The organism is Streptomyces sp. ISL-43 (assembly GCF_018614195.1).
Lineage (GTDB): Bacteria > Actinomycetota > Actinomycetes > Streptomycetales > Streptomycetaceae > Streptomyces.
In genome coordinates, this window is record NZ_JAGGOT010000023.1 from 103,243 (window position 1) to 126,834 (window position 23,592).

General features: G+C 73.9%; 14 protein-coding genes. 6 read left to right on the plus strand and 8 right to left on the minus strand.

Features of this window, described 5'->3' with window-relative positions:
• Positions 1-62: 62 nt before the first annotated feature.
• The 3 genes from J7F03_RS13595 to moeZ all read left to right on the plus strand — a co-directional run bounded on the left by J7F03_RS13595 (position 63) and on the right by moeZ (position 3,055).
• Positions 63-1,079: an NAD-dependent epimerase/dehydratase family protein gene (locus J7F03_RS13595; RefSeq protein ID WP_214949225.1), complete on the plus strand. Its 1,017-nt coding sequence runs from the start codon at positions 63-65 to the stop codon at positions 1,077-1,079.
• Positions 1,067-1,813: a spherulation-specific family 4 protein gene (locus J7F03_RS13600; RefSeq protein ID WP_214949227.1), complete on the plus strand. Its 747-nt coding sequence runs from the start codon at positions 1,067-1,069 to the stop codon at positions 1,811-1,813. Before J7F03_RS13595 ends, J7F03_RS13600 begins: the two co-directional genes overlap by 13 nt.
• Before the next feature lie 63 nt (positions 1,814-1,876).
• Positions 1,877-3,055: an adenylyltransferase/sulfurtransferase MoeZ gene (gene moeZ, locus J7F03_RS13605; RefSeq protein WP_214949229.1), complete on the plus strand. Its 1,179-nt coding sequence runs from the start codon at positions 1,877-1,879 to the stop codon at positions 3,053-3,055.
• 53 nt (positions 3,056-3,108) lie between these two features.
• On the opposite strand, the gene J7F03_RS13610 is transcribed toward moeZ, so the two are convergent.
• From J7F03_RS13610 to J7F03_RS13645, 8 genes are all read right to left on the minus strand, one after another.
• Positions 3,109-4,659, minus strand: coding sequence for an alpha/beta hydrolase (locus tag J7F03_RS13610; RefSeq protein WP_214949230.1), 1,551 nt, complete (start codon positions 4,657-4,659; stop codon positions 3,109-3,111).
• 92 nt (positions 4,660-4,751) lie between these two features.
• The gene (locus J7F03_RS13615) at positions 4,752-7,280 is read right to left on the minus strand and encodes an ABC transporter permease (protein WP_214949231.1); all 2,529 of its coding nucleotides are present in this window, start codon (positions 7,278-7,280) and stop codon (positions 4,752-4,754) included.
• A gap of 111 nt (positions 7,281-7,391) precedes the next feature.
• Positions 7,392-8,192, minus strand: coding sequence for an ABC transporter ATP-binding protein (locus tag J7F03_RS13620; RefSeq protein ID WP_374104324.1), 801 nt, complete (start codon positions 8,190-8,192; stop codon positions 7,392-7,394).
• 123 nt (positions 8,193-8,315) lie between these two features.
• Positions 8,316-9,596 carry a HAMP domain-containing sensor histidine kinase gene (locus J7F03_RS13625; protein ID WP_308379465.1) on the minus strand — a complete coding sequence of 427 codons (1,281 nt, stop codon included), beginning with the start codon at positions 9,594-9,596 and terminating at the stop codon, positions 8,316-8,318.
• A 5-nt stretch (positions 9,597-9,601) separates the two neighbouring features.
• The gene (cseB, locus tag J7F03_RS13630; RefSeq protein WP_308379466.1) at positions 9,602-10,345 is read right to left on the minus strand and encodes a two-component system response regulator CseB; all 744 of its coding nucleotides are present in this window, start codon (positions 10,343-10,345) and stop codon (positions 9,602-9,604) included.
• 146 nt (positions 10,346-10,491) lie between these two features.
• Complete coding sequence (gene hemG, locus J7F03_RS13635) at positions 10,492-11,787, minus strand: protoporphyrinogen oxidase (RefSeq protein WP_308379468.1); 1,296 nt, start codon at positions 11,785-11,787, stop codon at positions 10,492-10,494.
• Between the two features lie 346 nt (positions 11,788-12,133).
• The gene (locus tag J7F03_RS13640; protein WP_214949232.1) at positions 12,134-12,985 is read right to left on the minus strand and encodes a GNAT family N-acetyltransferase; all 852 of its coding nucleotides are present in this window, start codon (positions 12,983-12,985) and stop codon (positions 12,134-12,136) included.
• A gap of 79 nt (positions 12,986-13,064) precedes the next feature.
• Positions 13,065-15,881, minus strand: a complete 2,817-nt coding sequence (locus tag J7F03_RS13645; protein ID WP_214949233.1) for a lysylphosphatidylglycerol synthase transmembrane domain-containing protein — start codon at positions 15,879-15,881, stop codon at positions 13,065-13,067.
• 110 nt (positions 15,882-15,991) lie between these two features.
• Between J7F03_RS13645 and J7F03_RS13650 the strand changes: the two genes are divergently transcribed.
• The 3 genes from J7F03_RS13650 to J7F03_RS13660 all read left to right on the plus strand — a co-directional run bounded on the left by J7F03_RS13650 (position 15,992) and on the right by J7F03_RS13660 (position 23,586).
• Positions 15,992-16,339, plus strand: a complete 348-nt coding sequence (locus tag J7F03_RS13650; protein ID WP_285440447.1) for an MGMT family protein — start codon at positions 15,992-15,994, stop codon at positions 16,337-16,339.
• 177 nt (positions 16,340-16,516) lie between these two features.
• Positions 16,517-19,981 (plus strand): ATP-dependent helicase, encoded by a 3,465-nt coding sequence (locus J7F03_RS13655; protein ID WP_374104326.1) that lies wholly within the window; start codon positions 16,517-16,519, stop codon positions 19,979-19,981.
• A gap of 44 nt (positions 19,982-20,025) precedes the next feature.
• A complete protein-coding gene (locus J7F03_RS13660; RefSeq protein WP_308379469.1) occupies positions 20,026-23,586 on the plus strand; it encodes an ATP-dependent DNA helicase in 3,561 nt (1,186 codons plus the stop codon).
• Positions 23,587-23,592 lie beyond the last annotated feature (6 nt).

A 23,592-nucleotide genomic window follows, 5' to 3' on the forward strand; every position in this document is an offset into this window, starting at 1 on the left:
CGACCCACCAGCTAGGAGAAACAGGACATGACCGGCCAGCCAACCAACCAAGGGGCCGCGCGATGAGGGTGCTGCTGATCGGAGCCAACGGTTACCTCGGACGCTACGTCGCGGACCGCCTGCTCGCCGACCCCGCGGTCCAGCTCACCGCGCTCGGCCGCGGCGACGACGCCGACGTCCGCTTCGACCTCGCCACCGGCAGTCCCGGCGCCCTCACCCGGTTCCTCGACGCCGTCCACCCCGGCGTCGTCATCAACTGCGCGGGCGCAACCCGCGGCGGTGCCCGGGAACTCACCCGGCACAACACCGTCGCCGTCGCCACCATCTGCGAGTCGCTGCGCCGCAGCGGCTGCGGCGCCCGGCTCGTCCAGCTCGGCTGCGCCGCCGAGTACGGGCCCAGCCAGCCCGGGTCGTCGACGGCCGAGGACGCCGTGCCCAGACCTGGCGGGCCGTACGGAGTCAGCAAACTGGCCGCCACCGAGCTCGTGCTGGGCTCCGGGCTGGACGCCGTCGTCCTACGGGTCTTCTCGCCCGTCGGACCCGGTACCCCGGCCGGGTCCCCGCTCGGCCGGCTCGCCGAGGCCATGCGGCGCGCGATGCAATCCGGGGACGGCGAGCTCAAGCTCAGCGGGCTCGGCGTCCAGCGCGACTTCGTCGACGTGCGGGACGTGGCGCGGGCGGTGCACGCCGCCTCGCTGTCGGCGGCCCAGGGCGTCGTCAACATCGGCACCGGGCGCGCGGTCCGGCTGCGCGACGCCGCCGCCGTGCTGGCGCGGGTCGCCGGCTACGGAGGCTCGCTGCACGAGCTCGACGTACCGCAGCACGGTCAGCATCCGGGGGCGCACGGCCATCCGGGCCGGCCGCAGGGGCTCGCCGCCATCGGCTCCCCGCGCTCCGAGGCCACGGCCGAGCAGCTGGCCGCGGCGGCGGCGCAGCCCCCGTACCCCTACCCGGACGGCTGCGGAGCCTGGCAGCAGGCGGATGTCCGTACCGCCCGCGACCGGCTCGGCTGGCGGCCCCGGATCAACCTGGAGGAGTCCCTCGCCGACATCTGGATGGAGGCGGCGTGCCGCATCTGACGACTCCGGCGGCCGGGGCGGCCACCGAGACGGGCCGCGTGGGCCTCGGCGTCCCCGGCTACGCGCACCCGCTGCTGGCCCCGGTGGAGTGGGCGGAGCTGACCCGGCCCGGGACGCCGCTGCACTGGGCCGTCCTCAACGTCGCGGACGGGCCGGGCGGCCGGCCCGACCCGCACTGCACGGAGGCCGCCGCGAAGCTCCGCGGCGCGGGAGGCGTGGTCCTCGGCCATCTCGCGATGCGAGACGGGGAACGGTCCTTCGGGGAGCTCGTCTCCGACGCCCACCGCTTCCGGGACTGGTACGGGGTCGGCGGCTTCTACCTCGCGGACGCCCCGGCCGGAAAGGCGGAACTGTCCTCCGTGCGGCGGGTCACGGACACCCTGCGGGGGCTCGGGGACGGCCTGCGGATCGTCCTCGGACACGGCACCCACCCGTACGAGGGCTACGTGGAGAGCGCCGATCAACTGGTCACCTTCTCCGGGACCTGGGCCGACTACCGCTGGTCGCAGGTGGCGGAGTGGACGGCGGACCATCCGCCGGAGCGGTTCTGCCACCTCGTCCACGGGGTGCCGCGCACGCACCTGGAGGAGGCGGTCCGGATCGCCCGCTGGCAGGGCGCGGGCACCATCTGGTTCACCGACCGGCGAGGGGCCGCCGACCGGGACCCCTGGGCGTCGATGCCCGGGTACTGGGACGAAATCGTCTCGCGGATCGGACCGGGTGTCTCGGAATGAAGGAGGGCGTGGCAGTGTTACGGGAAGAACCACCGTTAAGACTTAATCATCTACGGAGTCCCCGTGTCGCTGCCACCCCTGGTAGAGCCAGCTGCTGAGCTCACCGTTGACGAGGTCCGTCGGTACTCCCGCCACCTGATCATCCCCGACGTGGGGATGGACGGCCAGAAGCGCCTGAAGAACGCCAAGGTGCTGGCCGTGGGCGCGGGCGGCCTCGGCTCGCCCGCCCTCATGTACCTGGCCGCGGCCGGCGTCGGCACGCTGGGCATCGTGGAGTTCGACGAGGTCGACGAGTCGAACCTGCAGCGCCAGATCATCCACAGCCAGGCGGACATCGGCCGTTCCAAGGCCGAGTCGGCCCGCGACAGCGTGCTGGGCATCAACCCGTACGTCAACGTGGTCCTTCACGAAGAGCGGCTCGAAGCCGAGAACGTGATGGAGATCTTCAGCCAGTACGACCTCATCGTCGACGGCACGGACAACTTCGCCACGCGCTACCTCGTGAACGACGCCTGCGTGCTGCTGAACAAGCCGTACGTGTGGGGTTCGATCTACCGCTTCGACGGCCAGGCCTCGGTCTTCTGGTCCGAGCACGGCCCGTGCTACCGCTGCCTCTACCCGGAGCCGCCCCCGCCGGGAATGGTCCCGAGCTGCGCCGAGGGCGGCGTGCTGGGCGTGCTCTGCGCGTCCATCGGGTCCATCCAGGTCACCGAGGCCATCAAGGTCCTCACGGGTGTCGGCGAGGCGCTGGTCGGCCGCCTGATGATCTACGACGCCCTGGAGATGCAGTACCGCCAGGTCAAGGTCCGCAAGGACCCCGACTGCGCGGTCTGCGGTCCGAACGCGACCGTCACCGAGCTCATCGACTACGAGGCCTTCTGCGGCGTCGTGTCGGAGGAGGCCCAGGAGGCCGCGCTCGGCTCCACGATCACTCCCAAGCAGCTCAAGGAGTGGATCGACAACGACGAGCCGATCGAGATCATCGACGTCCGCGAGATCAACGAGTACGAGATCGTCTCGATCCCCGGCGCGAAGCTGATCCCCAAGGGCGAGTTCCTGATGGGCACCGCCCTGCAGGACCTGCCGCAGGACAAGCGCATCGTCTTGCACTGCAAGACGGGTGTCCGCAGTGCGGAAGTCCTCGCGGTCCTGAAGTCCGCGGGCTTCGCGGACGCGGTGCACGTCGGCGGCGGCGTCATCGGCTGGGTCCACCAGATCGAGCCCGATAAGCCGGTCTACTAAGCGCTCACCGAAGGGGCCGTATCCCGTTGCGGGGTACGGCCCCTTCGTCGTCCCTAGGCGGCGGTGCAGACGGTGTTGCCGGGCGGCACCTTCCCGTCCAGCAGGTAGGAGTTCACCGCCTGCTGCACGCACGTGTCGCCGCTGTTGTACGCACCGTGCCCCTCGCCCTTGTAGGTGAGCTCCACGCCGATGCCGGGGCCGAGCCGCTCCACCATCTTGCGCGCACCCTCGTACGGGGTCGCCGGGTCGCCGGTGTTGCCGATCACCAGGATCGGCGCCGATCCCGGGGCGGACACGTCCGGGGTGTTCCAGGCGCCCGCGACGGGCCAGTCGGTGCAGCTCATCATGGCCCAGCCGAGGAAGTCCCCGAAGACGGGCGAGGCGGCGCGGAAGTCCGGCAGCTTCGCCTTCGTCTGCGCCAGGGTGTAACGCTCTTTGGAGTCCGCGCAGTTGATCGCCGTGTTCGCGGCACCGATGTTGCTGTACCGGCCCTGCTGGTCGCGCCCGTTGAGCGCGTCCGACAGGGCCAGGAGCAGCTGCCCCTGGCCGCCCTCGGCCTCGTCGAGACCCTGTTCCAGCAGCGGCCACAGCTCCTTGGAGTACAGGGCCTGGGCGATGCCGTTGGTGGCGGAGCTCTCGGTGAGCTGCCGGTCGCCGATGCCGGTGATGGGCTTGGCCGCCAAGGCCTTCTGGAGCTTGATGACGTTCGCCTCGATCTCCTTGGCGGTGCTGCCCTGGAGGCGGCAGGCGTCGCCGCGGTTCACGCAGTCCTGGGCGAAGTTGCCGAGCGCGAGCTGGAAGCCCTTGGCCTGGCCGAGCGCCCCCTCCTCGGAGGTCTTGGTCGGGTCGACGACGGCGTCGAAGACGGCCCGGCCGACGTTCTTGGGGAAGAGGTGGGCGTAGACCCCGCCGAGCTCGGTGCCGTAGGAGATGCCGAAGTAGTGCAGCTTCTCGTCGCCGAGGGCCTGGCGGATCCGGTCCAGGTCGCGGGCGGCGTTGTCCGTGCCCACGTACGGCAGCACCTTCCCGGAGTTCTTCTCGCAGGTGTTCTGGTACTCCTCGATGTTGGCGAGGAAGGCCTTCTCCTCCTGCGGGGTCGCGGGGGTGGAGTCGGAGGCGTAGTACGCGTCCAGCTGCCGGTCGTCCTCGCACTTCACGGGCGCGCTGCGGCCGACGCCGCGCGGATCGAAGCTGACCAGGTCGTACCGATCGCGCAGGGCCGCGTACTCGCTCGCCGCGCCGGGCAGGGTGCTGATGCCGGAGCCGCCGGGGCCGCCGAAGTTGAAGACGAGCGATCCGATCCGCTGGTCCTTGTCGCGGGCCTTGGCCCGGATCAGCGCGAGCTCGATCGTCTCGCCCCCGGGCTCGGCGTAGTCGAGGGGTACCTCGAGGACGGCGCACTGCCAGTCCTTGCCGGGCACCTGCCCGCCGCCCTCGGCCGCGGTGGGGGCGGAGCATTCCCCCCACTTGAGCTTCTTGGCCCCCTGCGCGGCGCCGTCCTTGCCCCTCTTCTCCTCGCCTCCGCCGTCGGAACAGGCACTGGTGGCGAGCAGCGCGGCGGCGGTGACGGCGGCAGCGGCGACCCGGAGGGCGTTTGTCGGCATGTCACCATCCTGTGGGCGGCCCCTCCGGCGCGCCCCCGCGCTGACCCATCCGGGTCATGTCGCTCGTGTCCTCCCCTTGCCCGGACGAGCGGTCACTGCGCCGCCGTCGCCGCGGGGATGTCCACGCGGGCGGCCCTGTGTGCCGGCCAGAGGGAGGCGAGCAGCGCGCCGGCGAGGGCGAGCAGCACCCCGAGGGCGAGCCGTCCCCAGGGGATGACCAGGGCGTACCCCACGACGTTCTCCTGGAGGGTGCGGCCCAGCGCCCAGCCCATGAAGACGCCCATGACCGTACCGACGACCGCGCCGAGGGCTCCGACGAGCAGGGCCTCCATGCGGATCATCCGGGTCACTCCGGCGCGGTCCAGGCCGATGGCGCGGAGCGTGCCGATCTCCTTGCGACGTTCGAGTACGGACATCGCGAGGGTGTTGGCGATGCCCAGCGCGGCGATCACCAGGGCCATGCTGAGCAGGGCGTAGAAGACGTTCAGCTGGTCGCCGATGCCGCTGGTGTCCTCGGCCCGGATGCCGTCCCGGTCGAGGACGGACAGGGCGGGGTTGTCGCCGAGCGCCTTGATGACGCTCGCCCGCGCGGCCCGGCCGGGTCCGCCCTTGGTGGCGACGACGATCGAGTCGGTGGCCGGCGCGGAGTCGTAGCGGGCGACCAGGGAGTCGGGTGCGGTGATGCTGGGCAGCAGATTGCTCTGCTCGTCCGCCCGGTAGACGGCGCCGATCACGACCTCGCCCCGCTCGTCCTGCCGCTTGAGAGGAAGGCGCTGACCGACCTTCCAGCCGTTGGTCCTGGCCTTGAAGTCGGCCACGGCGATCCGGCCCTCGGCGAGGCTGTCGAGGGAGCCCTCGATCACCTCGTAGCGCAGGAGGCGGCCGATGGTGGCGGGGTCGACGCCGGTCAGGACGGAGGAGACGCCGGCGAGCTGGTATCCGGTGGACTGGTCGAGCGGGCTGTAGGCGGCGTCCGGCAGCTTCTTGAGGGGCTCGGCGGTGGCCGGGGTCATCCGCTGGCCGCCCGGGGCGGCCTTCACCAGGTAGTCGGCGGTGAAGTCGCGGGTGGTCGCGCCGTCGAGGTACTGGGTGGCGGAGGCCCCGAGGACGGACAGGCCGGAGGCGAGCGTGAGGGCAATGGCGAGCGCCGCGGCGGTGGCGCCCGTACGACGGGGGTCGCGCACGGTGTTGCGGGCGGCGAGGTCGCCGTGCACCGGGTTCAGACGGATGAGCAGCGGCCGGAGCAGGGCGACGAACGGCCGGGACAGGAGCGGGATGAGGCCGATCGCCCCGGCCAGGGTGAGGGCCGCGCCGAGGCCGATGACCGTCCGGGCGTCGCGGCCCGTCGTGAGGGCTCCGTACATCACGGCGGCGGCGCCGGTGAGCACCAGCGCGGTGCTGACGCCGGTGCGCAGGGAGCCGGCCCGCGCGGGCGCCGCCGGCTCGGCCGCGCTGAGCGCGGCGACGGGCGGGATGGCCATGACCCGGCGGATCGGAACCCATGCGGCGATCACGGGGAGCGCGGTGCCGACCACCAGCGCGATGATCACGGTGGCCGGGAGGAGGACCAGCGGGGCGGCCGGGCTGTCGGCGGGGGCGAAGACCGCCTGGAGCAGGGAGGCGACCCCGGTGCCGGCCATGATGCCGGCCACGGAGGCGATCACGCCGACGAGGACGGATTCGGTCAGCAGGATGCGGCGCACCTGCCCCCGCGAGGCGCCGACGGCCCGCATCAGGGCCAGCTCCCGGGTGCGCCGGGAGACCAGCATGGTGAAGGTGTTGGAGATGAGGAAGGCGGCTACGAACAGGGCGACCGCCGCGAAGCCCAGCATGATCTGGCTCATGGTGTCGCTGCTGCCGGAGGCGAGGTTCGCCTGGAGCCGGGCGAGCTGGGCACCGGTGATCGCGCTGCTGTCCTTGGGCAGCACCGGTTCGACGCGGTGCAGGAGCTGGATCACGTCGGTGCCGGGTGCGGCCGTGATCTCGATGTTCGTGTACCGGCCGGGCTGGAGGAACAGCCGCTGGGCGAGGGTGTCGCCGAAGAGCGTCAGGCTGCCGCCGGGGGTGAGCTTGGACCCGTCGGTGCGGAAGACGCCGCTGAGTGTGTACGAGTCGGCGCCCGTGCCCGTGCCCACGCGCACGGTGTCACCGACGCGGTAGCCGCCCTTGGCGGCGGTGGTCTCGTCGAGGGCGACCGTGTGGTCGCCGGTCGGGCCGGACCCCTTGGTGAACCGGTAGGCGGGGTCCGTTGCCCGCTGGTCCGGGGCGTAGTTGCCGCCCTTGCGGAACTCGCCGTTGCCGAGCGGCCGGCCCTCGTGGTCGGCGACGGCGGCGAATCCGCTGACGCGGCCCGCGACGGCGGCGACCCCGGGGACCTCGGCCAGGGTGGCCGCGGTGCGGGCGTCGAGGGTGGCCGGCGGGGCGCCGGGGAGGGTGCTCGGCGCGACGTTGAGGGAGATGCGGTCGTAGCCGGCGCTCGCCCGGTCGACGGCGGCCCGCTTCATGCTGTCGCCGTAGACGAGGCTGCCGGTGACGAAGGTGACCCCGAGCATGACCGCGAACACGGTCATCAGCAGGCGGGCCTTGTGCGCGAGAACGTTGCGCAGGGCGGTACGGAACATGGGGTGTGGATCCTGGGGGGCGGGCTCGGCGGATGCGAGCGGGCGAGCGGGTGGCTGGTTCGGTGCCGGTGCCGGTGCTGGTGCTGGTGCTGGTGCCGGTGCGAGAGCGGGTCAGCTCGTGCGCGAGCGGGCGTCGAACGCCTTCATCCGGTCCAGGACCCGGTCTGCGCTGGGCCGCGTCATCTCGTCGACCAGGCGGCCGTCGGAGAGGAAGACCACGCGGTCGGCGTAGGCGGCGGCGACGGGGTCGTGGGTGACCATGACGACGGTCTGGCCCAGCTCGCGCACCGAGTCGCGCAGGAAGCCGAGGACCTCGGCCCCGGCGCGGGAGTCGAGGTTGCCGGTGGGCTCGTCGCCGAAGATGACCGCGGGGCGGGAGACCAGGGCCCGGGCCACCGCGACGCGCTGCTGCTGCCCGCCGGACAGCTGTCCGGGGCGGTGGCCGAGGCGATCGGAGAGGCCGATCTTGGAGACCACGTGGTCCAGCCACTGCCGGTCGGGCCGGCGGCCTGCGATGGTCAGCGGCAGCGTGATGTTCTCCCCCGCGGTCAGCGTCGGCAGCAGGTTGAACGCCTGGAAGATGAAGCCGATCCGGTCTCGGCGCAGCTGGGTGAGCTGTTGGTCGTTCAGCGTGCCCAGTTCGGTGGTGCCGATGCGGACGGAGCCGGAGCTGAACGAGTCGAGCCCGGCGGCGCAGTGCATCAGGGTGGACTTGCCGCAGCCGGAGGGACCCATGATCGCGGTGAACTCGCCCTCGCGGAAGGAGACGCTCACGCGGTCCAGGGCGACGACGCGGGTGTCGCCGCTGCCGTAGACCTTCGACAGGTCGGTGGCGGCGGCCGCGATCCCGGTCGGTGCGTGCGGTGCGTGCGGTGCGTGCGGCGCGTGCGGGGCAAGGGGGGCGGCGTTCACGGTGGACTCCTCTTCGAGCGCGGAAGGGTGCGCTTCGAAGGGTGTCCGGGGAAGGTATCGGAGCCTGGGTCGCCGTGTATCGGCGTCTGCTCCGCTTCGTATCGGTTGGGTGGGGCCGGGCGGTCAGTACGGCAGGCGCAGGGTGGCGACGGCGCCGCCGTCCAGGGCGTTGTCGAAGCGCAGGTCGGCGCCGAGGAGCGTGGCCTGGCCCAGGGCGATGGTCAGGCCCAGGCCGTGGCCCGAGCCGCGCTCGGCCCTGCCGGTGTGGAAGCGGCGGGGGCCGTCGCGCAGCAGGTCCGCGGGGAAGCCGGGGCCGTGGTCGCGTACGACGACGGTGCGGCCCTCGACTGTGACCTGTACCGGAGTGGCGCCGTGCCGGTGGGCGTTGACGACGAGGTTGGCGACGATCCGTTCGAGGCGGCGCGGGTCGGTCTCCACGGTCTCCACGGTCTCTGCGTGCTCCGCGGGCCGCGCGTGCTCCGCGTCGGTGACCGCGACCTCGGTGTCGAGACCCGTGCGCGTCACCGCCTCGGAGACGACCGCGCCGAGCGGGACACGGGCGTGGACCGGCTGTTCGGCGCCCGCGTCGAGGCGGGAGATCTCCAGCAGGTCTTCGACCAGGCCGCGAAGGTCGCGCACCCGGGCTCGGAGCAGGTCCTCCGTCTCACCGGCCGGCAGCAGATCGGCGGCCGCCAGCAGACCGCCGACGGGGGTGCGCAGTTCGTGGGCCACGTCGGCGGTGAACCGGCGCTCGGTGCGCAGCCGTCGGCTGAGGGTGTCGGCCATGAGGTCGACGGTGGCGGCGATGTCCGACACCTCGTCGCGGCCCTTGGTGGGCCCGGTCCGGGCGTCCAGGTCCCCGGTGGAGATCCGGCTCGCGGTCTCGCTGACCCGTCGCAGCCGGCGGGCGAGCAGCCCGGCTCCGTAGACCGCCAGGGGCGTGGCCGCCGCGAGGGCGATCAGGGAGGCCACGGCCATCGTCACGTCGAGCCGGCGCAGCTCGTGGAGCTCCGGGCTCATGTTGACCCGGACCGCGAGGACCGCACCGCCCGGGCCGTCGACCCGCTGGGCGGCCCAGAAACTCGGCCCGAGATTCCCGTTGACGTGCCCGTCGTAGGCCGTGTGCCGTTTGTGGTCGTCCGGGTCCCGCAGCGCGGCGGGCAGTCCGGCCGGATCGAGCTCGGCTCCGTCCGTGAGGGTTCCGGTGCGCCGGTAGGTGTCCATGGCCGAGTACAAGGTGTTGAAGGCGCGCATGTCGGCCCGGCTGCGGATGTCCTCGGCGGTCCAGAGGTGTACGAGCACACCGACCGCCGCCGCGACCAGGCACGCCGTGGCCGCGGCCAGTGCGGTGATCTTCCAGCGCAGGGGAAGCCGGTCGGGGCGCGGCCGGGGGAAGGGGGACACCGGTCTCAGCGCTTGAGCTTGTAGCCGAAGCCGCGGACCGTCTCGATCCGGTCCCGGCCGACCTTGGCGCGCAGCCGTTGTACGCACAGGTCCACTACGCGGCTGTCGCCGTCCCAGCCGTAGTCCCAGACGTTGCGCAGCAGGGTGTGCCGCTCCAGCACGATGCCCGGGTGGGCGGCGAACTCCAGCAGCAGCTTCAGTTCGGTCGGTGTGAGCGCCACCGGGCTTCCGGAGACGGACACTTCCAGGCCGCCGGTGTCGATGCTCAGGTCCCCGAAAGTCAGCAGCTCTCCCTCGGACGGCGCGGGCCCGTCGCCCGCTCCGCCCTGCCCGGGTGCCGGGGCGGGGGCGTAGGTGGCCCGCCGCAGCAGCGAGCGGATGCGGGCCACGAGCACGTTGGTGTCCACGGGCTTGACCACGTAGTCGTCCGCCCCGGCCTCCAGACCGGCGACGATGTCCAGCCCGTCGCCGCGGGCCGACATCATGAGGACGGGCACCAGACTGCTCTCCCGGACCCTGCGGCACAGGCCGATCCCGTCCAGACCGGGCAGCATCACGTCCAGGATCAGCAGGTCGAAGCTGTCGTCGCGGAAGAACTCAAGGCCGGTGAGACCGTCGGCAGCGGCCTTCACCTGGTAGCCGTAGCGCTCCAGGGCGACGGTGAAGGACCGGCGCATCAGGTCGTCGTCCTCCACCAGCAGCACGCGAACGGATCGCGCGGCGGCGGGAGCCGGAGGGGAGGAGGACACGGGCGGATGACTCCTGGTCGGCGGACGGGTGGCTGAAAGGAACGATATGGCAGCGGCGAGCGTGGCCCCCTGCGCCACGGCCCGGCGCACCGATGAGATGGATAACCGAGCGCTCCCTGATACCCGCCGGATACAGAGGCGGAGCCTTACGGCCGCGCCAGGACCTGCCGGGCCGCCGCGCGGCCCGTCGCGACGCAGGCGGCCACGCCGACGCCCTCGTAGGCCGCGCCGCACAGGGCGATGCCGGGGAGCTTGCCGGCGGCTTCGCGGATGCGGGCGACGCGGTCGCGGTGGCCGACGCCGTACTGGGGCAGGCCGCGGTCCCAGCGGGTGACGCGGGCGGCCAGGGGCTCGCCCATCGGGCCCACCGCGTGGTGGAGTTCGGCGATGGCCGAGCGGACCAGGTGGCGGTCGGGGCGGCCGAGCAGCTCGTCCTCGCCGATGCGGCCGACGGACGCGCGCAGCACGAAGGTCTCGGGGGCCGCGTCGCGCAGCCAGGACCACTTGTTGGAGAGGAAGGACGCGGCCTTCAGGGTGTGGCCGTCGACCGGCGGGACGAGGAAGCCATTGCCCTCGGGCAGGAAATGGGCCTGGGCGCGGGAGAAGGCCATGGTGATCACGGCCGTCGACGCGTGCGGGATCGAGGAGAGTTCGGCCTCCGCGAGGGGGGAGTGGGGGCGTAGCAGCTCCGCCGCCGCGAAGGCGGGCAGGGCGAGGACGACCGCGTCCGCCTCCATCGTCAGCGCGCCGTCGCCGGTCATCGCCTGGACGCGCCAGCGGTCGCCGGCGACCCGCTGCAGCGAGCGGGCCGTCGTACCGGTGAGGATGCGGGCTCCGCAGGCTTCCGCGACCGCGGCCGGGAAACGGCCGGTGCCGCCGACGACGCCCTGGACGGCCACGGCCGCCGAGCGCGGGGCGCCCGCCGCGCGCATCCGGCGCAGGGCCGGCAGGAGCGGGGTGCCCTGTTCGGCGAGGGCCGCGATCCGGGGCATGGCCGCGCGCAGCGAGAGCCGGTCGGCGAGGCCGGCGTAGACGCCGCCCAGCACGGGTTCGACGAGGCGGTCGACGGCCTCCTGGCCGAAGCGGGCCGACAGGTACGCGGCGACCGAGCAGTCCTCGGTCAGCGGGGTGGCCGGGAGGGTCTCCTCCGCGGCGACGCGCCTGACGCCCTCGGGGGAGAGCAGGCCGGTGCCGATCAGCGCGGAGGGGTCGGTGGGGACGCCCATCACGTGGCCCGCGGGCAGCGCGCGCAGGCCGCGGCTGGTCCAGATGGCGGTGGGGGCCTTCGCCGGGTCGCACAGGGCCTCGCCCAGTCCGACGGCGGCGGCCAGTTCCACGGCCTCCGGGCGCAGGGCCATGAGGGATTCCGCGCCCTCGTCGACGGTGATCCCGGCGATGGTGCCGGTACGGCCCGAGGAGACGTCCATCGGTGCGCGCCGCACCGCCCGCCGCTCCCCGTCGAAGAGCCCGAGCTCGCGGGCACGGGCCGACAGGCGCTCGTGCCGTGGCCGCCCGCCGCCGCCTGCCTGCTGTACTTCGCCGGCACGGTCCCGTACGTGAAGACGATGATCCGGGAGCGCGACTCCCGTACGTACTACCGCGGTTCGGTGGCCCACCACGCGGTGGCCGCCGCCCTGGCGGCCCTCCTCTCCCCGTGGCCGGCGATCCCCTTCGCCGCCTACCTGGCCAGGGCGATCGCCCTCCCGGGGCGCGGGGTGGGGGTCCCGCTGGTCGGAGCAGGGGCCGAGGGGCCGAAGGGCCGCGCGGCGCGGGCGGCCCGGACCGCTCTCAGAGCTCGATCGAGCGGAACTCGTTCAGCACGGCGAAACCGGTGCTGTCGTACAGGCTCATCGCGACGTCGTTGCCGCCGAAGACGTTGAACATCATCGCCTCGTCCCCGCCCTGCCGGGTGGCCCACTCGCCCAGGGCCATCGCGGCCCGGCCGTAGCCCTTGCCGCGGTGCTCCTCGTACACCTCCAGCGAGAAGCCGAAGGTCACGCCCGGCAGGAACCCGTGGTTGACCCAGCCGGTGCCGACCACCTGCCCGCCGGCCTCCATCGCGTAGAAGGCGTGCCCCGGGGTCAGGTAGCCCTGCGGCAGGTAGCAGGCGAAGTCCTCGTCGGACTTCGCCTTGGCCTGCTCCGCGGTCAGGACTCCCGCCCGGACGATGTCCGCTATGTAGCCGGCCTCCTCACCGGCGTACCAGCCGGGGTACTCCGCCTCGGTCAGCCGCCGGACGGTCAAGCCCGCCGGCAGCTCGGGCCGCTCGGCCGCCGCACGCATCCGGATCTGTCCCCGCACGGGGTAGTCGGCGAACTCCCCCGCTCCGCCGGTGACCCGGACCTCCACCCGCTGCGCGCCCTGCTCGGCGCACCACCGCTCGGCCCACACGCGTCCCGCCGCCGCCGTCAGGTCGTGGATCTTGCCCACGGTCGCCCCGTTGTCCCGCGTCACCCCGACCGCGATCCACCCGGTGCCGTCCGTGGCCACCGTCCAGTCGTCGATTCCCTCGACCGCCTGTTCCAGCAGGGCCCGGGCCAGCGGCTCCGAGCACCCGGCGGCCCGGTACCCGGCCAGTACCCGTTCCTCGAATCCGCCCCGCCACTCGCCCTGGTCGCCCACGATCTCCATACCGTTCATCCGCCCACCCTAGGCAGGGGCACCGGCGGAGTCGTCGGCTTTTTTCGGAGCTCTCGGAGCCGCTCGCGCGGCGCGTCCCTCAGATCGCCTCTTTGCGCGTCAGGAAGTTGAACGAGATCCACCCCGGCAGCACCGGCAGCCAGAACGTCATCAGCCGGAACAGCAGCACCGCCGAGATCGCCACCTGGTTCTCCAGCCCCGCCGCGATCAGCCCCAGCGTCAGCGTGGTCTCCACCGCGCCGATGCCGCCCGGCGTCGGCGCCGCCGAGCCCAGGGCGTTGCCCGCCAGGAAGACGACCGCGATGCTCGCGTAGCTGATGGCCTCGCCGCCGCCGAACGCGCGGATCGAGGCGTCCAGGCACATCACGAAGCAGCCGGTGAGCAGCAGCATCCCGCCGATGCCCGTCAGCAGTTTCTGCGGCCGCTGGAGCACGTCCAGCATGCGCGGCACCACACCCGCGAACAGCGCCCGCACCCGGGTCGCCACGAACTTGCGCATGAACGGCACCGCCGTCACGACCAGCACCAGTACCGCCACCGTGAGCAGACCCGCGATGACCGTCCTGGACGGGGTCATCTCGGGGGTCTTCTCGGTCCCCGTCAGGTAGCCGAAGGACAGCAGCAGCAGGATGTGGCTGGCCAGCCCGAAGAGCTGCGAGGCACCGACACTGGCCACCGCCAGCCCCGGCCGGATGCCCGCCCGCTGCAGGAAGCGGGTGTTCAGCGCGACACCGCCGACCGCCGCCGGCGCCACGAGCTTCACGAAGGATCCGGCGACCTGCGCCAGTACCGTCCGCAGGAAGGGGACCCGCTCGGGTACGAAGCCCAGCAGGCTCATCGCCGCCGCGAAGTAGGTGAGCGCGGAGAAGGCCAGCGCCGCCCCGACCCAGCCCCAGCGTGCCTCGGCGACGATCGTCGCGAAGTTCACGTGCGCGAGCTGCGTCAGCAGGAAGTACGCGCCGAAGGCACCCGCGATGAACGACACCAGCGTGCGCGGCCGGATCCGCTCCAGCCGGGCCGGCTCCACCGGCGCCTGCGGGCGGATCAGCAGCACCTGCTGGCGGATCTGGCTGAGCAGATCCTCCTCGCGGGCCCCGTCGAGCGCGTCGTCCAGCGCCTTCTTCTCGGCCTTGCGGTCGGCGGCCGAACGCGGCGTGGGCGAGGCGGAGTCGGCCTCGCGGGCCGCCTTCGCCGCCCGCGAGGACTCCAGTACCGCTTCCCGCTCCCGGTCCGCCCGCTCGCGGGCGAGCCTGCGCAGCGTCGCCCGCGTGGAGCGGCTCAGCGCGATCGGCTGGAGCAGCGGCAGGCAGTCCGCCACCGCGTCCGGGCCGAGCACCGACACAGCCGAGGCGACCGAGCGCTCGGCGCCGACCCGCAGGCCGAGGGTGGTGAGCAGCTGGGCGATGTCCATGCGGAGCACGAGGTCGCCGGCCGCGATCTCACCGCCGCGCAGGTCGGTCAGGGTGATGCTGCCGGAACGATCCACCACGAGGGCGTCCCCGGTCAGCCGCCGGTGCGCGATCCGCCGCGACTGCAGGGCGCGTACCTGCTGCCACGCGTTGCGGCTCAGGCCGTCGGTGATCTCCTCGTCGGCCAGCTGGTCCAGGCTCCGGCCGCCCAGGTGCTCGTAGACGAGCATCACGGCGTCCGGGCCCAGTTCGGAGGTGGCGATGAGCTTGGGCGCGTTGGCTCCGGCGGCGATGGCCGCGTACGCGAGCAGCGCCTCCTGCTCCAGGGCCTGGCGCAGCGACTGCAGGCTGCGCCGGGTGGTGATGCCGCGCAGCGTGAGGCGGCGCCAGACCCGGTAGTAGAAGCCCTGGGCCTGCTGCTCCCGGTCCACGACGGTGACATCGAGCGGCGGGCCGTCCTCCAGGGTGACGTGGTAGCGCCGGCCGCGGTCGCTGACCTCCGTGCTGTCCGGCCCGTCCGGGGACTCGGCGCGCATCGCGCTGACCGGCTGGAAGCCGACCCGGCGCAGTCCGGCGAGGAGGTTCTGCCCGGTGGGCCGGACGTTCGGCGAGCCGACCGCGTACAGCGTTCCGTACGCGACGCTCCAGCCGATCAGCACGGTCAGGATGATCGAGAAGGGAGTGGTGTAGCCGCTGACCAGCATCGCGAAGGCGTCCAGCAGCAGGACCACCCACAGTGCGACGCGCCAGCGCGGCCGGCGCGTCATCCCGACGGCCGTCATGTACGCGATCACGGGCGCGAGGTAGCCGTGCACCGGGTCGGTGAGGGCCCCGCTGACCCCGGTGGGGCGGGTCAGGGCGTCCTGGATGGTCTCGGAGGCCGCTTGGGAGACCCACAGGTCCGTGGCGAGGGTGACGCCGTGCGCGAGGACGGCGGCGAGCACGCCGTCGGCGATGCGCAGCCCGTCGCGTTTGATCAGTCGCTCGATGGCGAAGGCCACGGGCACGAGGAGCACGGCGATGCTGGACACCAGTCCGGCGACCTTGATCAGCACGTCCGGCGCCTGGCCGGTGCCGTTGCTGATGTCCTGCTCCAGGCCCGCCGTGGTCCGCTGGGCGAAGGCGGCGATGCCGAGGACCAGGGCGATGCCGAGGATGCCGACGAGGAGCCGTACGAGGTCGGACGGGCGGTGCACGCGGGCGGCCAGCAGAGGTTCGTCGACCTCGACCTGGTCGACGGCCGCCGGGGTGTGGGCGTGCGGGACCTCGGCCTCCGCGGAGCCGGTGGAGACCTCGGCCGCGGAGTCCTCGGCCGGGGAGTCCTTGCCCGCGGAGTCCTTGCCCGTGGAGACCTCGGCCGTGGAGTCCTTCGCGTCCTTGGCGTCTTGGGCGCCCCCGGAGTCCCCGGCGTCTCTGGAGTCTCCGTCCGGAGGACTCACACCCTGCTCCCTTCCCGTCACTACCGTCTCTTCTTGATCACGTATCACGCGTCACCGCCCGGAAGATGGTGGCACGGACTGGCGGCAGAGCGGGGCAGCAGGGTGCGAGCCGGTGCGGAACCCGAGCTTCCACGTCGTCGTCGTTCCAGTGCGGCACCATGGGCCGAATGAGCGAAGAGCTGCCGGCGTACGCGGAACGGGTGCTGGAGGCGGCCGAGCGGATTCCGCCCGGCCGGGTGATGACGTACGGCGACGTCGCGGAGTGGCTCGGCGAGGGGGGACCCCGTCAGGTCGGCCGTGTCATGGCGCTGTACGGGGGAGCCGTGCCCTGGTGGCGCGTGGTGCGGGCGGACGGCCGCCCGCTGCCCGGCAGCGAGCCGCGCGCGCTGGAGCGCTACCGCGCCGAGTCCACCCCGCTGCGCCTGACCGGCGACGGCGAACCGCGGCTGGACATGCGGCGGGCGCGCTGGGACGGGGACGCCGGGCGGGACGAAGGTCACATGTGACAGCTTCGGCCATGTGCGGCCCGAACGGGCGGTCGAAGGGACGTACGAAGCCCCGTACGAGGGATGCGGGGGACCGGATGGCACTGCGCGGGGCGCGCGGGTTGCCGTAGCGTTGCCTCTTCGGCTCCGGCCGGCACCACCGCGACGCCCGCAGACCCACCAGGACCGGCACCCCACGTGAACACCTCTTCCTCCGACGGCCACCGCTCCGAGCGGCGGCGTATGCGGACCCCCGACGCGTACCGCCTGGTGCGCACCGGGCCGCAGCGGGTGGATCCCCCTGTGCTGGACGCAGCGCAGCGTGCGGTGGTTGACCACACCGGCGGACCCTTGCTGGTCCTTGCCGGACCGGGCTCCGGCAAGACGACCACGCTGGTCGAGGCCGTCGCCGCCCGCGTCGAGGCCGGCGCCGACCCCGCCCGTGTCCTGATCCTCACCTTCAGCCGCAAAGCCGCGGTGGAACTGCGCGACCGTACCGCCCTGCGGCTCGGCGGCGCCCGCGCCCCGCAGGCCACCACCTTCCACTCCTTCTGCTACGGACTGGTCCGCGCCCACCAGGACACCGACCTGTTCGCGGACCCGCTGCGGCTGCTGTCCGGCCCGGAGCAGGACGTCATGGTCCGCACCCTGCTGGAGGGCCAGCGCCGGCTCCGCTCCATCCGCTGGCCGGACGACCTGCGGGCCGCGCTGACCACGCGCGGCTTCGCCGATGAGGTCCGCGCCGTACTGGCCCGCGCGCGCGAGCTGGGGCTGGGGCCCTCGGCCCTCTCCGACTTCGCCTCCCGCCTCGGCCGGCCCGACTGGAAGGCGGCCGCGGCCTTCCTCTCCGAGTACCTGGACGTCCTGGACCTCCAGGGGACCCTGGACTACGCCGAACTCCTCCACCGCGCGGTGCTGCTGGCCGAGCGCACGCCCGCGGTGTCGTCCCTGTACGACGCGATCTACGTCGACGAGTACCAGGACACGGACGCCTCGCAGCTGCGCCTGCTGCGCGCGCTGGCCGGCCCGGCGGGCAGGCTGACCGCCTTCGGCGACCCCGACCAGTCGATCTACGCTTTCCGCGGCGCGGACATCAACAACATCCTCGACTTCGAGACCTCCTTCCCGGGCGCGGCCGTCCGGGCCCTGACCGTCTCGCGCCGCTCCTCGTCCGTGCTCCTGGCCGCCACCCGGCAGCTGACCGCGCGCATGCCGATGCCGCGCCTGCCCACGGCGGCCGTACGGGCCCACCGCGCGCTCGCCGCGACCCGCGAGGGCGGCCGGGTCGAGGTGTTCACGTACCCGACGGCCGGCGCGGAACTCGACAACATCGCGGACGTCCTGCGCCGGGCGCACCTGGAGGAGGGCGTGCCCTGGCAGGACATGGCCGTCCTGGTCCGCGCGGGCGGCCGCACGCTGCCGCAGATGCGCCGCGCCCTGATCGCGGCGGGAGTCCCGGCCGAAACGGACGGCACGGACACCCCGCTGCGCCACGAACCCGCGATATCCCCCCTCCTGACGGCCCTGCGCACCCTCGCCCTGACGGGCCTCGACGCGGCCCCGGGCACGGACGCGGCCCCGGGCACGGACGCGGCCCCGGGCGCGGCCCCGGCTCCCGCCGCCGAGGCGCCCCCGGCCGCCGACGGCGACACCCCGCCTCCCCGGCCCGGCTCCGCCGAGGCCGCCGGTGGCCTGCCCGGCTTCGCCGAGCCCGCCGAGCCCGCCGAGCCCGCCGGGTCCGCCGAGCCCGCCGGGTCCGCCGACGGCCAGGGCACCGGGTGGATCGGGGTCGAGGCCGCGCTCGTGCTGCTCGCCTCGCCGCTCGGCGGGATGGACTCCGCCGATCTGCGCCGCCTCGGCCGCGCACTGCGCGACGAGGAGCGGGCCGCCGGGATCAAGACCCCCGCGCCGTCCGACGTCCTGCTCGCCCGCGCCCTCGCCGAGCCCGAGCGGCTCGTCGCCCACGACCCCGCCTACGCCCGCGGCGCGCAACGCCTCGGCCTGCTGCTGCGCAAGGCCCGCGAACTCCTCGCAGGCGGCGGCACCGCCGAAGAGGTCCTGTGGACCCTCTGGGACGGCACCCCGTGGCCCCAGCGCCTGGAGCGCGGCGCCCGCCGGGGCGGCCCCGCCGGCCGCAACGCCGACCGCGACCTCGACGCCGTCTGCGCGCTCTTCGACACCGCCGCCCGCGCCGAGGAGCGCACCGGCGGGGCGGGCGTGCTCAACTTCCTCGAACAGCTCGAAGCCGAGGACATCGCCGGCGACACCCTCACCCCCCGCGCCACCCGCCGCGAAGCCGTCCGCCTGATGACCGCGCACCGCTCCAAGGGCCTGGAGTGGTCCCTCGTCGTCGTCGCCGGCGTGCAGGAAGGGCTCTGGCCGGACCTGCGCCGCCGCGGCTCTCTCCTCGAAGCCGACCGCATCGGACGCGACGGCCTCGCCGAGCCCCTCACCCCCGGCGCGCTCCTCGCCGAGGAGCGCCGCCTCTTCTACGTCGCCGCCACCCGCGCCCGCGACCGCCTCGTCGTCACCGCCGTCAAGGCCCCCGCCGACGACGGCGACCAGCCCTCCCGCTTCCTCACCGAGCTCGGCGTACCGGTCAAGGACGTCACCGGACGCCCCCGCCGCCCCCTCGCCGTCCCCGCGCTCGTCGCCGAACTCCGCGCCACCACCGTCGACCCCGCCGCCTCGCCCGCCCTCCGCGAAGCCGCCGCCCGGCGCCTGGCCCGCCTCGCCGTGCTCACCGACGACGAGGACCGCCCGCTCGTCCCCGCGGCGCACCCGCAGCGCTGGTGGGGGCTGTACGAGCCCACCCGCAGCAGCGTTCCGCTCCGCGACCGGGACCGCCCCGTCGCCCTGTCCGGCTCCGCCCTGGACCAGCTCGCCAACACCTGTTCCCTCCAGTGGTTCCTGGGCCGCGAGGTCAAGGCCGACGCCCCCTCCACCGCCGCCCAGGGCTTCGGCAACGTCGTCCACGTCCTCGCCGACGAGGTCGCCTCCGGCCGCACCCCCGCCGACCTCGCCGTCCTGATGGAACGCCTCGACACCGTCTGGGACTCGCTCGCCTTCGACGCCCCCTGGAAGTCCCGCCAGGAGAAGGACAACGCCCGCGCCGCCCTGGAGCGCTTCCTGCGCTGGCACACCACCGACCGCGGCGGCAGGGCGGCCGTGGCCACGGAGCACGACTTCGACGTCACGCTCGAAGCCGGCGAGTACGCCGTCCGGGTCCGGGGCTCCATGGACCGGGTCGAGGCGGACCCGCAGGGGCGCGCGTACGTGGTCGACTTCAAGACCGGCAAGTCCGCGCCGACGAAGGACGAGGTGGCCCGCCACCCGCAGCTCGCCGTCTACCAGCTCGCCGTGCGCGAGGGCGCCGTCGACGAGGTCTTCGAGGGCCTGCGCCCCGAACCGGGCGGCGCCGAGCTCGTGCAGCTGCGCCAGGGCGCCGCCCAGCGCGAGGGCGGCGACACGGTCCCCAGGATCCAGGCGCAGCAGGCCCTGGAAGGCGGCGCCTCCGGCGAATGGGTCGGCGACCTCCTCGCCACCGCCGCCGGCCGGGTCCTCGACGAGCGCTTCGCGCCCGCCACCGGCAAGCACTGCGACCACTGCTCCTTCCGGAACTCGTGCAGCGCCCGCCCGGAAGGCCGCCAGACGGTGGAGTAGCGCGGGCGGCGAGGACTGTCAGCGGGGGCGGCTAGCCTTTTTACGTGTCCGCGCGTCCGTCCGCCTCCCCGGTACTCACCGATCCCGAGCAGCTCAAGGAGCTCCTGGGGATCCCCTTCACGCCCGAACAGATGGCCTGCGTCACCGCCCCGGCCGCCCCGCAGGTCATCGTGGCCGGCGCCGGCTCCGGCAAGACCACCGTCATGGCCGCCCGCGTGGTGTGGCTGGTCGGCACCGGCGCGGTCGCGCCCGAGCAGGTCCTCGGCCTGACCTTCACCAACAAGGCCGCCGGCGAGCTCGCCGAGCGTGTACGGGGGGCCCTCGCGCGGGCCGGCATCAGCGATCCGGACCCCTCCCCGGCCGAGGCCGACGCGGTGGGCGGCGAGCCGCGCATCTCGACGTACCACGCCTTCGCCGGACAGCTCCTCAAGGACCACGGCCTGCGCATCGGGCTGGAGCCCAGCGCCCGGCTGCTCGCCGACGCCACCCGCTTCCAGCTCGCCGCCCGCGTGCTCCGCGAGGCCCCGGGGCCCTATCCGGCGCTCACCAAATCCCTTCCCGACCTGGTCAGCGACCTGCTCGCGCTCGACGGGGAGCTCTCCGAGCACCTCGTACCGCCGGAGCGGCTGCGCGCGTACGACACGGAGCTGCTGTCCGTCCTCGCCGGCACCAAGCTGAGCAACGACGACCTGCGCAAGGTTCCCGAGGCCGTGCGCGGCCGCCTCGAACTGCTGGAGCTGACCGAGCGCTACCGCGCCGCCAAACGCTCCCGCGACCTCCTCGACTTCAGCGACCAGATAGCCCTCTCCGCGCAGCTCGCCACCACCCGGCCCGAGGTCGGGGCGCTGCTGCGCGAGGAGTTCCGCGTGGTGCTGCTCGACGAGTACCAGGACACCTCCGTCGCCCAGCGGCTGCTGCTGTCCGGGCTGTTCGGCGGGGGCACCGGGCACGCGGTGACCGCCGTGGGCGACCCCTGCCAGGCCATCTACGGCTGGCGCGGCGCCTCCGTGGCCAACCTCGACGACTTCCCGGAGCACTTCCCCCACGCCGACGGGAACCCCGCCACGCGCTTCTCCCTCAGCGAGAACCGGCGCAGCGGCGGCCGCCTCCTCGAACTGGCCAACGAGCTCGCCGCCCCGCTCCGCGCGATGCACGAGGGCGTCGAGGCCCTGCGCCCCGCGCCGGGCGCCGAGTACGACGGCACGGTGCGCTGCGCGCTGCTGGAGACCCACGCGCAGGAGCTCGACTGGCTCGGGGACTCCGTCGCCCACCTGGTTCGCACGGGTACGGAGCCGCGCGAGATCGCCGTACTGTGCCGCTCGGCCGGGGACTTCGCGCGCATCCAGGCGGTGCTCGTCGAGCGCGACGTCCCCGTCGAAGTGGTCGGGCTCGCCGGTCTCCTGCACCTTCCGGAGGTCGCGGACCTCATCGCCGTCTGCGAGGTCCTCCAGGACCCGGGCGCCAACGCTTCCCTGGTCCGGCTGCTCATCGGGCCGCGGTGGCGGATCGGCGCGCGGGACCTGGCGCTGCTGGGCCGCCGGGCGCGCACGCTGATCGCTCGCGCTCCGGGCGGCGGCGACGGCGACGACGACCGCCTGGCGGCGGCGGTGGAGGGCGTCGACCCGGCGGAGATCGTCTCGCTGGCGGACGCGCTCGAAACGTTCCTCGACGGCTCGGGCGCGGGCGGCCGCGGCTCGGGCTCCGGCCATGGCTCCGCCCCCGACGGGCTGCCGTTCTCCGCCGCCGCCCGGGTCCGGTTCGCGCACCTGGCGCAGGAGCTGCGCGACCTGCGGCGTTCGCTCGCCGACCCGCTGATGGACGTACTGCACCGGGTGCTGTCGACGACCGGCCTCGATGTGGAACTGGCAGCGTCCCCGCACGCGCTGGCCGCCCGCCGCCGGGAGACCCTGTCGAGCTTCATGGACGTGGCGGCCGGCTTCGCCTCCCTCGACGGCGAGGCGTCCCTCCTGGCCTTCCTGGCCTTCCTGCGCACGGCCGCCCAGTACGAGAAGGGCCTGGACCACGCGCTGCCGGGCGGGGAGAACACGGTCAAGGTGCTCACGGCCCACAAGTCCAAGGGCCTGGAGTGGGACGTGGTGGTGGTCCCCGACCTGTGCGCGGGCTCGTTCCCGAAGGAGAAGGCCCCGGAGGCCTGGACCTCGTACGCGAAGGTCCTGCCGTACGCGCTGCGCGGCGACGCGCCGACCCTCCCGGCCGCCCCGGAGTGGACCTCGCAGGGCCTTCGCGCGTTCAAGTCCGCCCTCAAGTCCCACAAGGCCGTCGAGGAGCTCCGCCTCGGCTACGTCACCTTCACCCGGCCCCGCTCGCTCCTCCTGGCGTCCGGCCACTGGTGGGGCCCGACGCAGAAGAAGCCGCGCGGCCCGTCCGCCTTCCTCTCCGCGCTGTACGACCACTGCGTGTCGGGCCACGGCGAGATCGAAGCCTGGGCCGACACCCCCGAGCCGGACGCCGCGAACCCGGCCCTGGCCACGGAGTCCACCCCGGACCACTCCTGGCCCCTCCCGCTGGACCCCGAGTCCCTCGCCCTGCGCCGGGCGGCGGCGGCCCTGGTCGAATCCCACCTGACCCCCGCCTCCTCCCCGCCCCCACCCCCGGAGGACACCTACCTCTGGCCCCCCGACTGCGAGGACCCCTCGTACGAGGAAGAGCCCGCCCCGGACGACCTCTGGCCGCAGGACGGCGCCGAGGACTGGGCCGCGGACGGGCCGCGCCCCGCCGAGGAGGACCTGTGGCACGGGGACGGGACCAGGGCCGTGGCCGGGCCGCGCCCCGCCGTGCCCGGGGACGACGACCTGTGGCCCGAGGACGGGGACCGGGCCCGAACCGAGGCCGGGCCGCGCATCGCGGCCGACGGGCTCACCCCCGAGGACGCCCGCGCCATCGCCTCCTGGGACCGTGACCTCGACGCCCTGGAGGGCGAGCTCCGCCGGGCCAGGGCGGCCGTCCGCGACGTCGAGCTCCCCGCCGCGCTCTCCGCCAGCCAGCTGCTGCGCCTCGCCGCCGACGAGCAGGGCTTCGTACGCGACCTGGCCCGCCCCATGCCCAAGCCCCCGCAGCCCGCCGCGCGCCAGGGCACCCGCTTCCACGCCTGGGTGGAGTCCCGCTTCGACGGGCTCCCCCTCCCGCTCCTCGACGTGCTCGACCCCGGGACCGAGCTGCCGGGCGCCGGCTCCGGCCAGGACATCGCCGACGAGGCTGATCTGGACTCCCTCAAGGCGGCCTTCGAGCGGAGCGAGTACGCCGACCGCACCCCGTACCGCATGGAGGTCCCGGTCCAGCTGACCCTTGCCGGCCGGGTGATCCGCGGCCGGATCGACGCCGTGTACCAGGGCCCGGACGGCACGTACGAGATCGTCGACTGGAAGACCGGCCGGACCGCCGAGGCGGACCCCCTCCAGCTCGCGGTCTACCGCCTGGCCTGGGCGGAGGCCGCGAACACCCCCCTCGCCGAGGTCACCGCGGCCTTCCTGCACGTCCGCAGCGGACGCGTCGTCCGCCCCCGCAACCTTCCCGGCCGCGCCCGCCTTGAGCAGATCCTCCAAGGCAAATCGGACACGGAAAGCACCCATCGAACAGAAGGTTAGGCTCGT

Excerpts from the sequence above, each read along its gene's own strand:
- J7F03_RS13595 (WP_214949225.1), top strand. The coding sequence starts at position 63 with ATGAGGGTGCTGCTGATCGGAGCCAACGGTTACCTCGGACGCTACGTC.
- J7F03_RS13610 (WP_214949230.1), bottom strand. The coding sequence starts at position 4,659 with ATGCCGACAAACGCCCTCCGGGTCGCCGCTGCCGCCGTCACCGCCGCC.
- J7F03_RS13615 (WP_214949231.1), bottom strand. The coding sequence starts at position 7,280 with ATGTTCCGTACCGCCCTGCGCAACGTTCTCGCGCACAAGGCCCGCCTG.
- J7F03_RS13640 (WP_214949232.1), bottom strand. The coding sequence starts at position 12,985 with ATGAACGGTATGGAGATCGTGGGCGACCAGGGCGAGTGGCGGGGCGGA.
- J7F03_RS13650 (WP_285440447.1), top strand. The coding sequence starts at position 15,992 with ATGGGCCGAATGAGCGAAGAGCTGCCGGCGTACGCGGAACGGGTGCTG.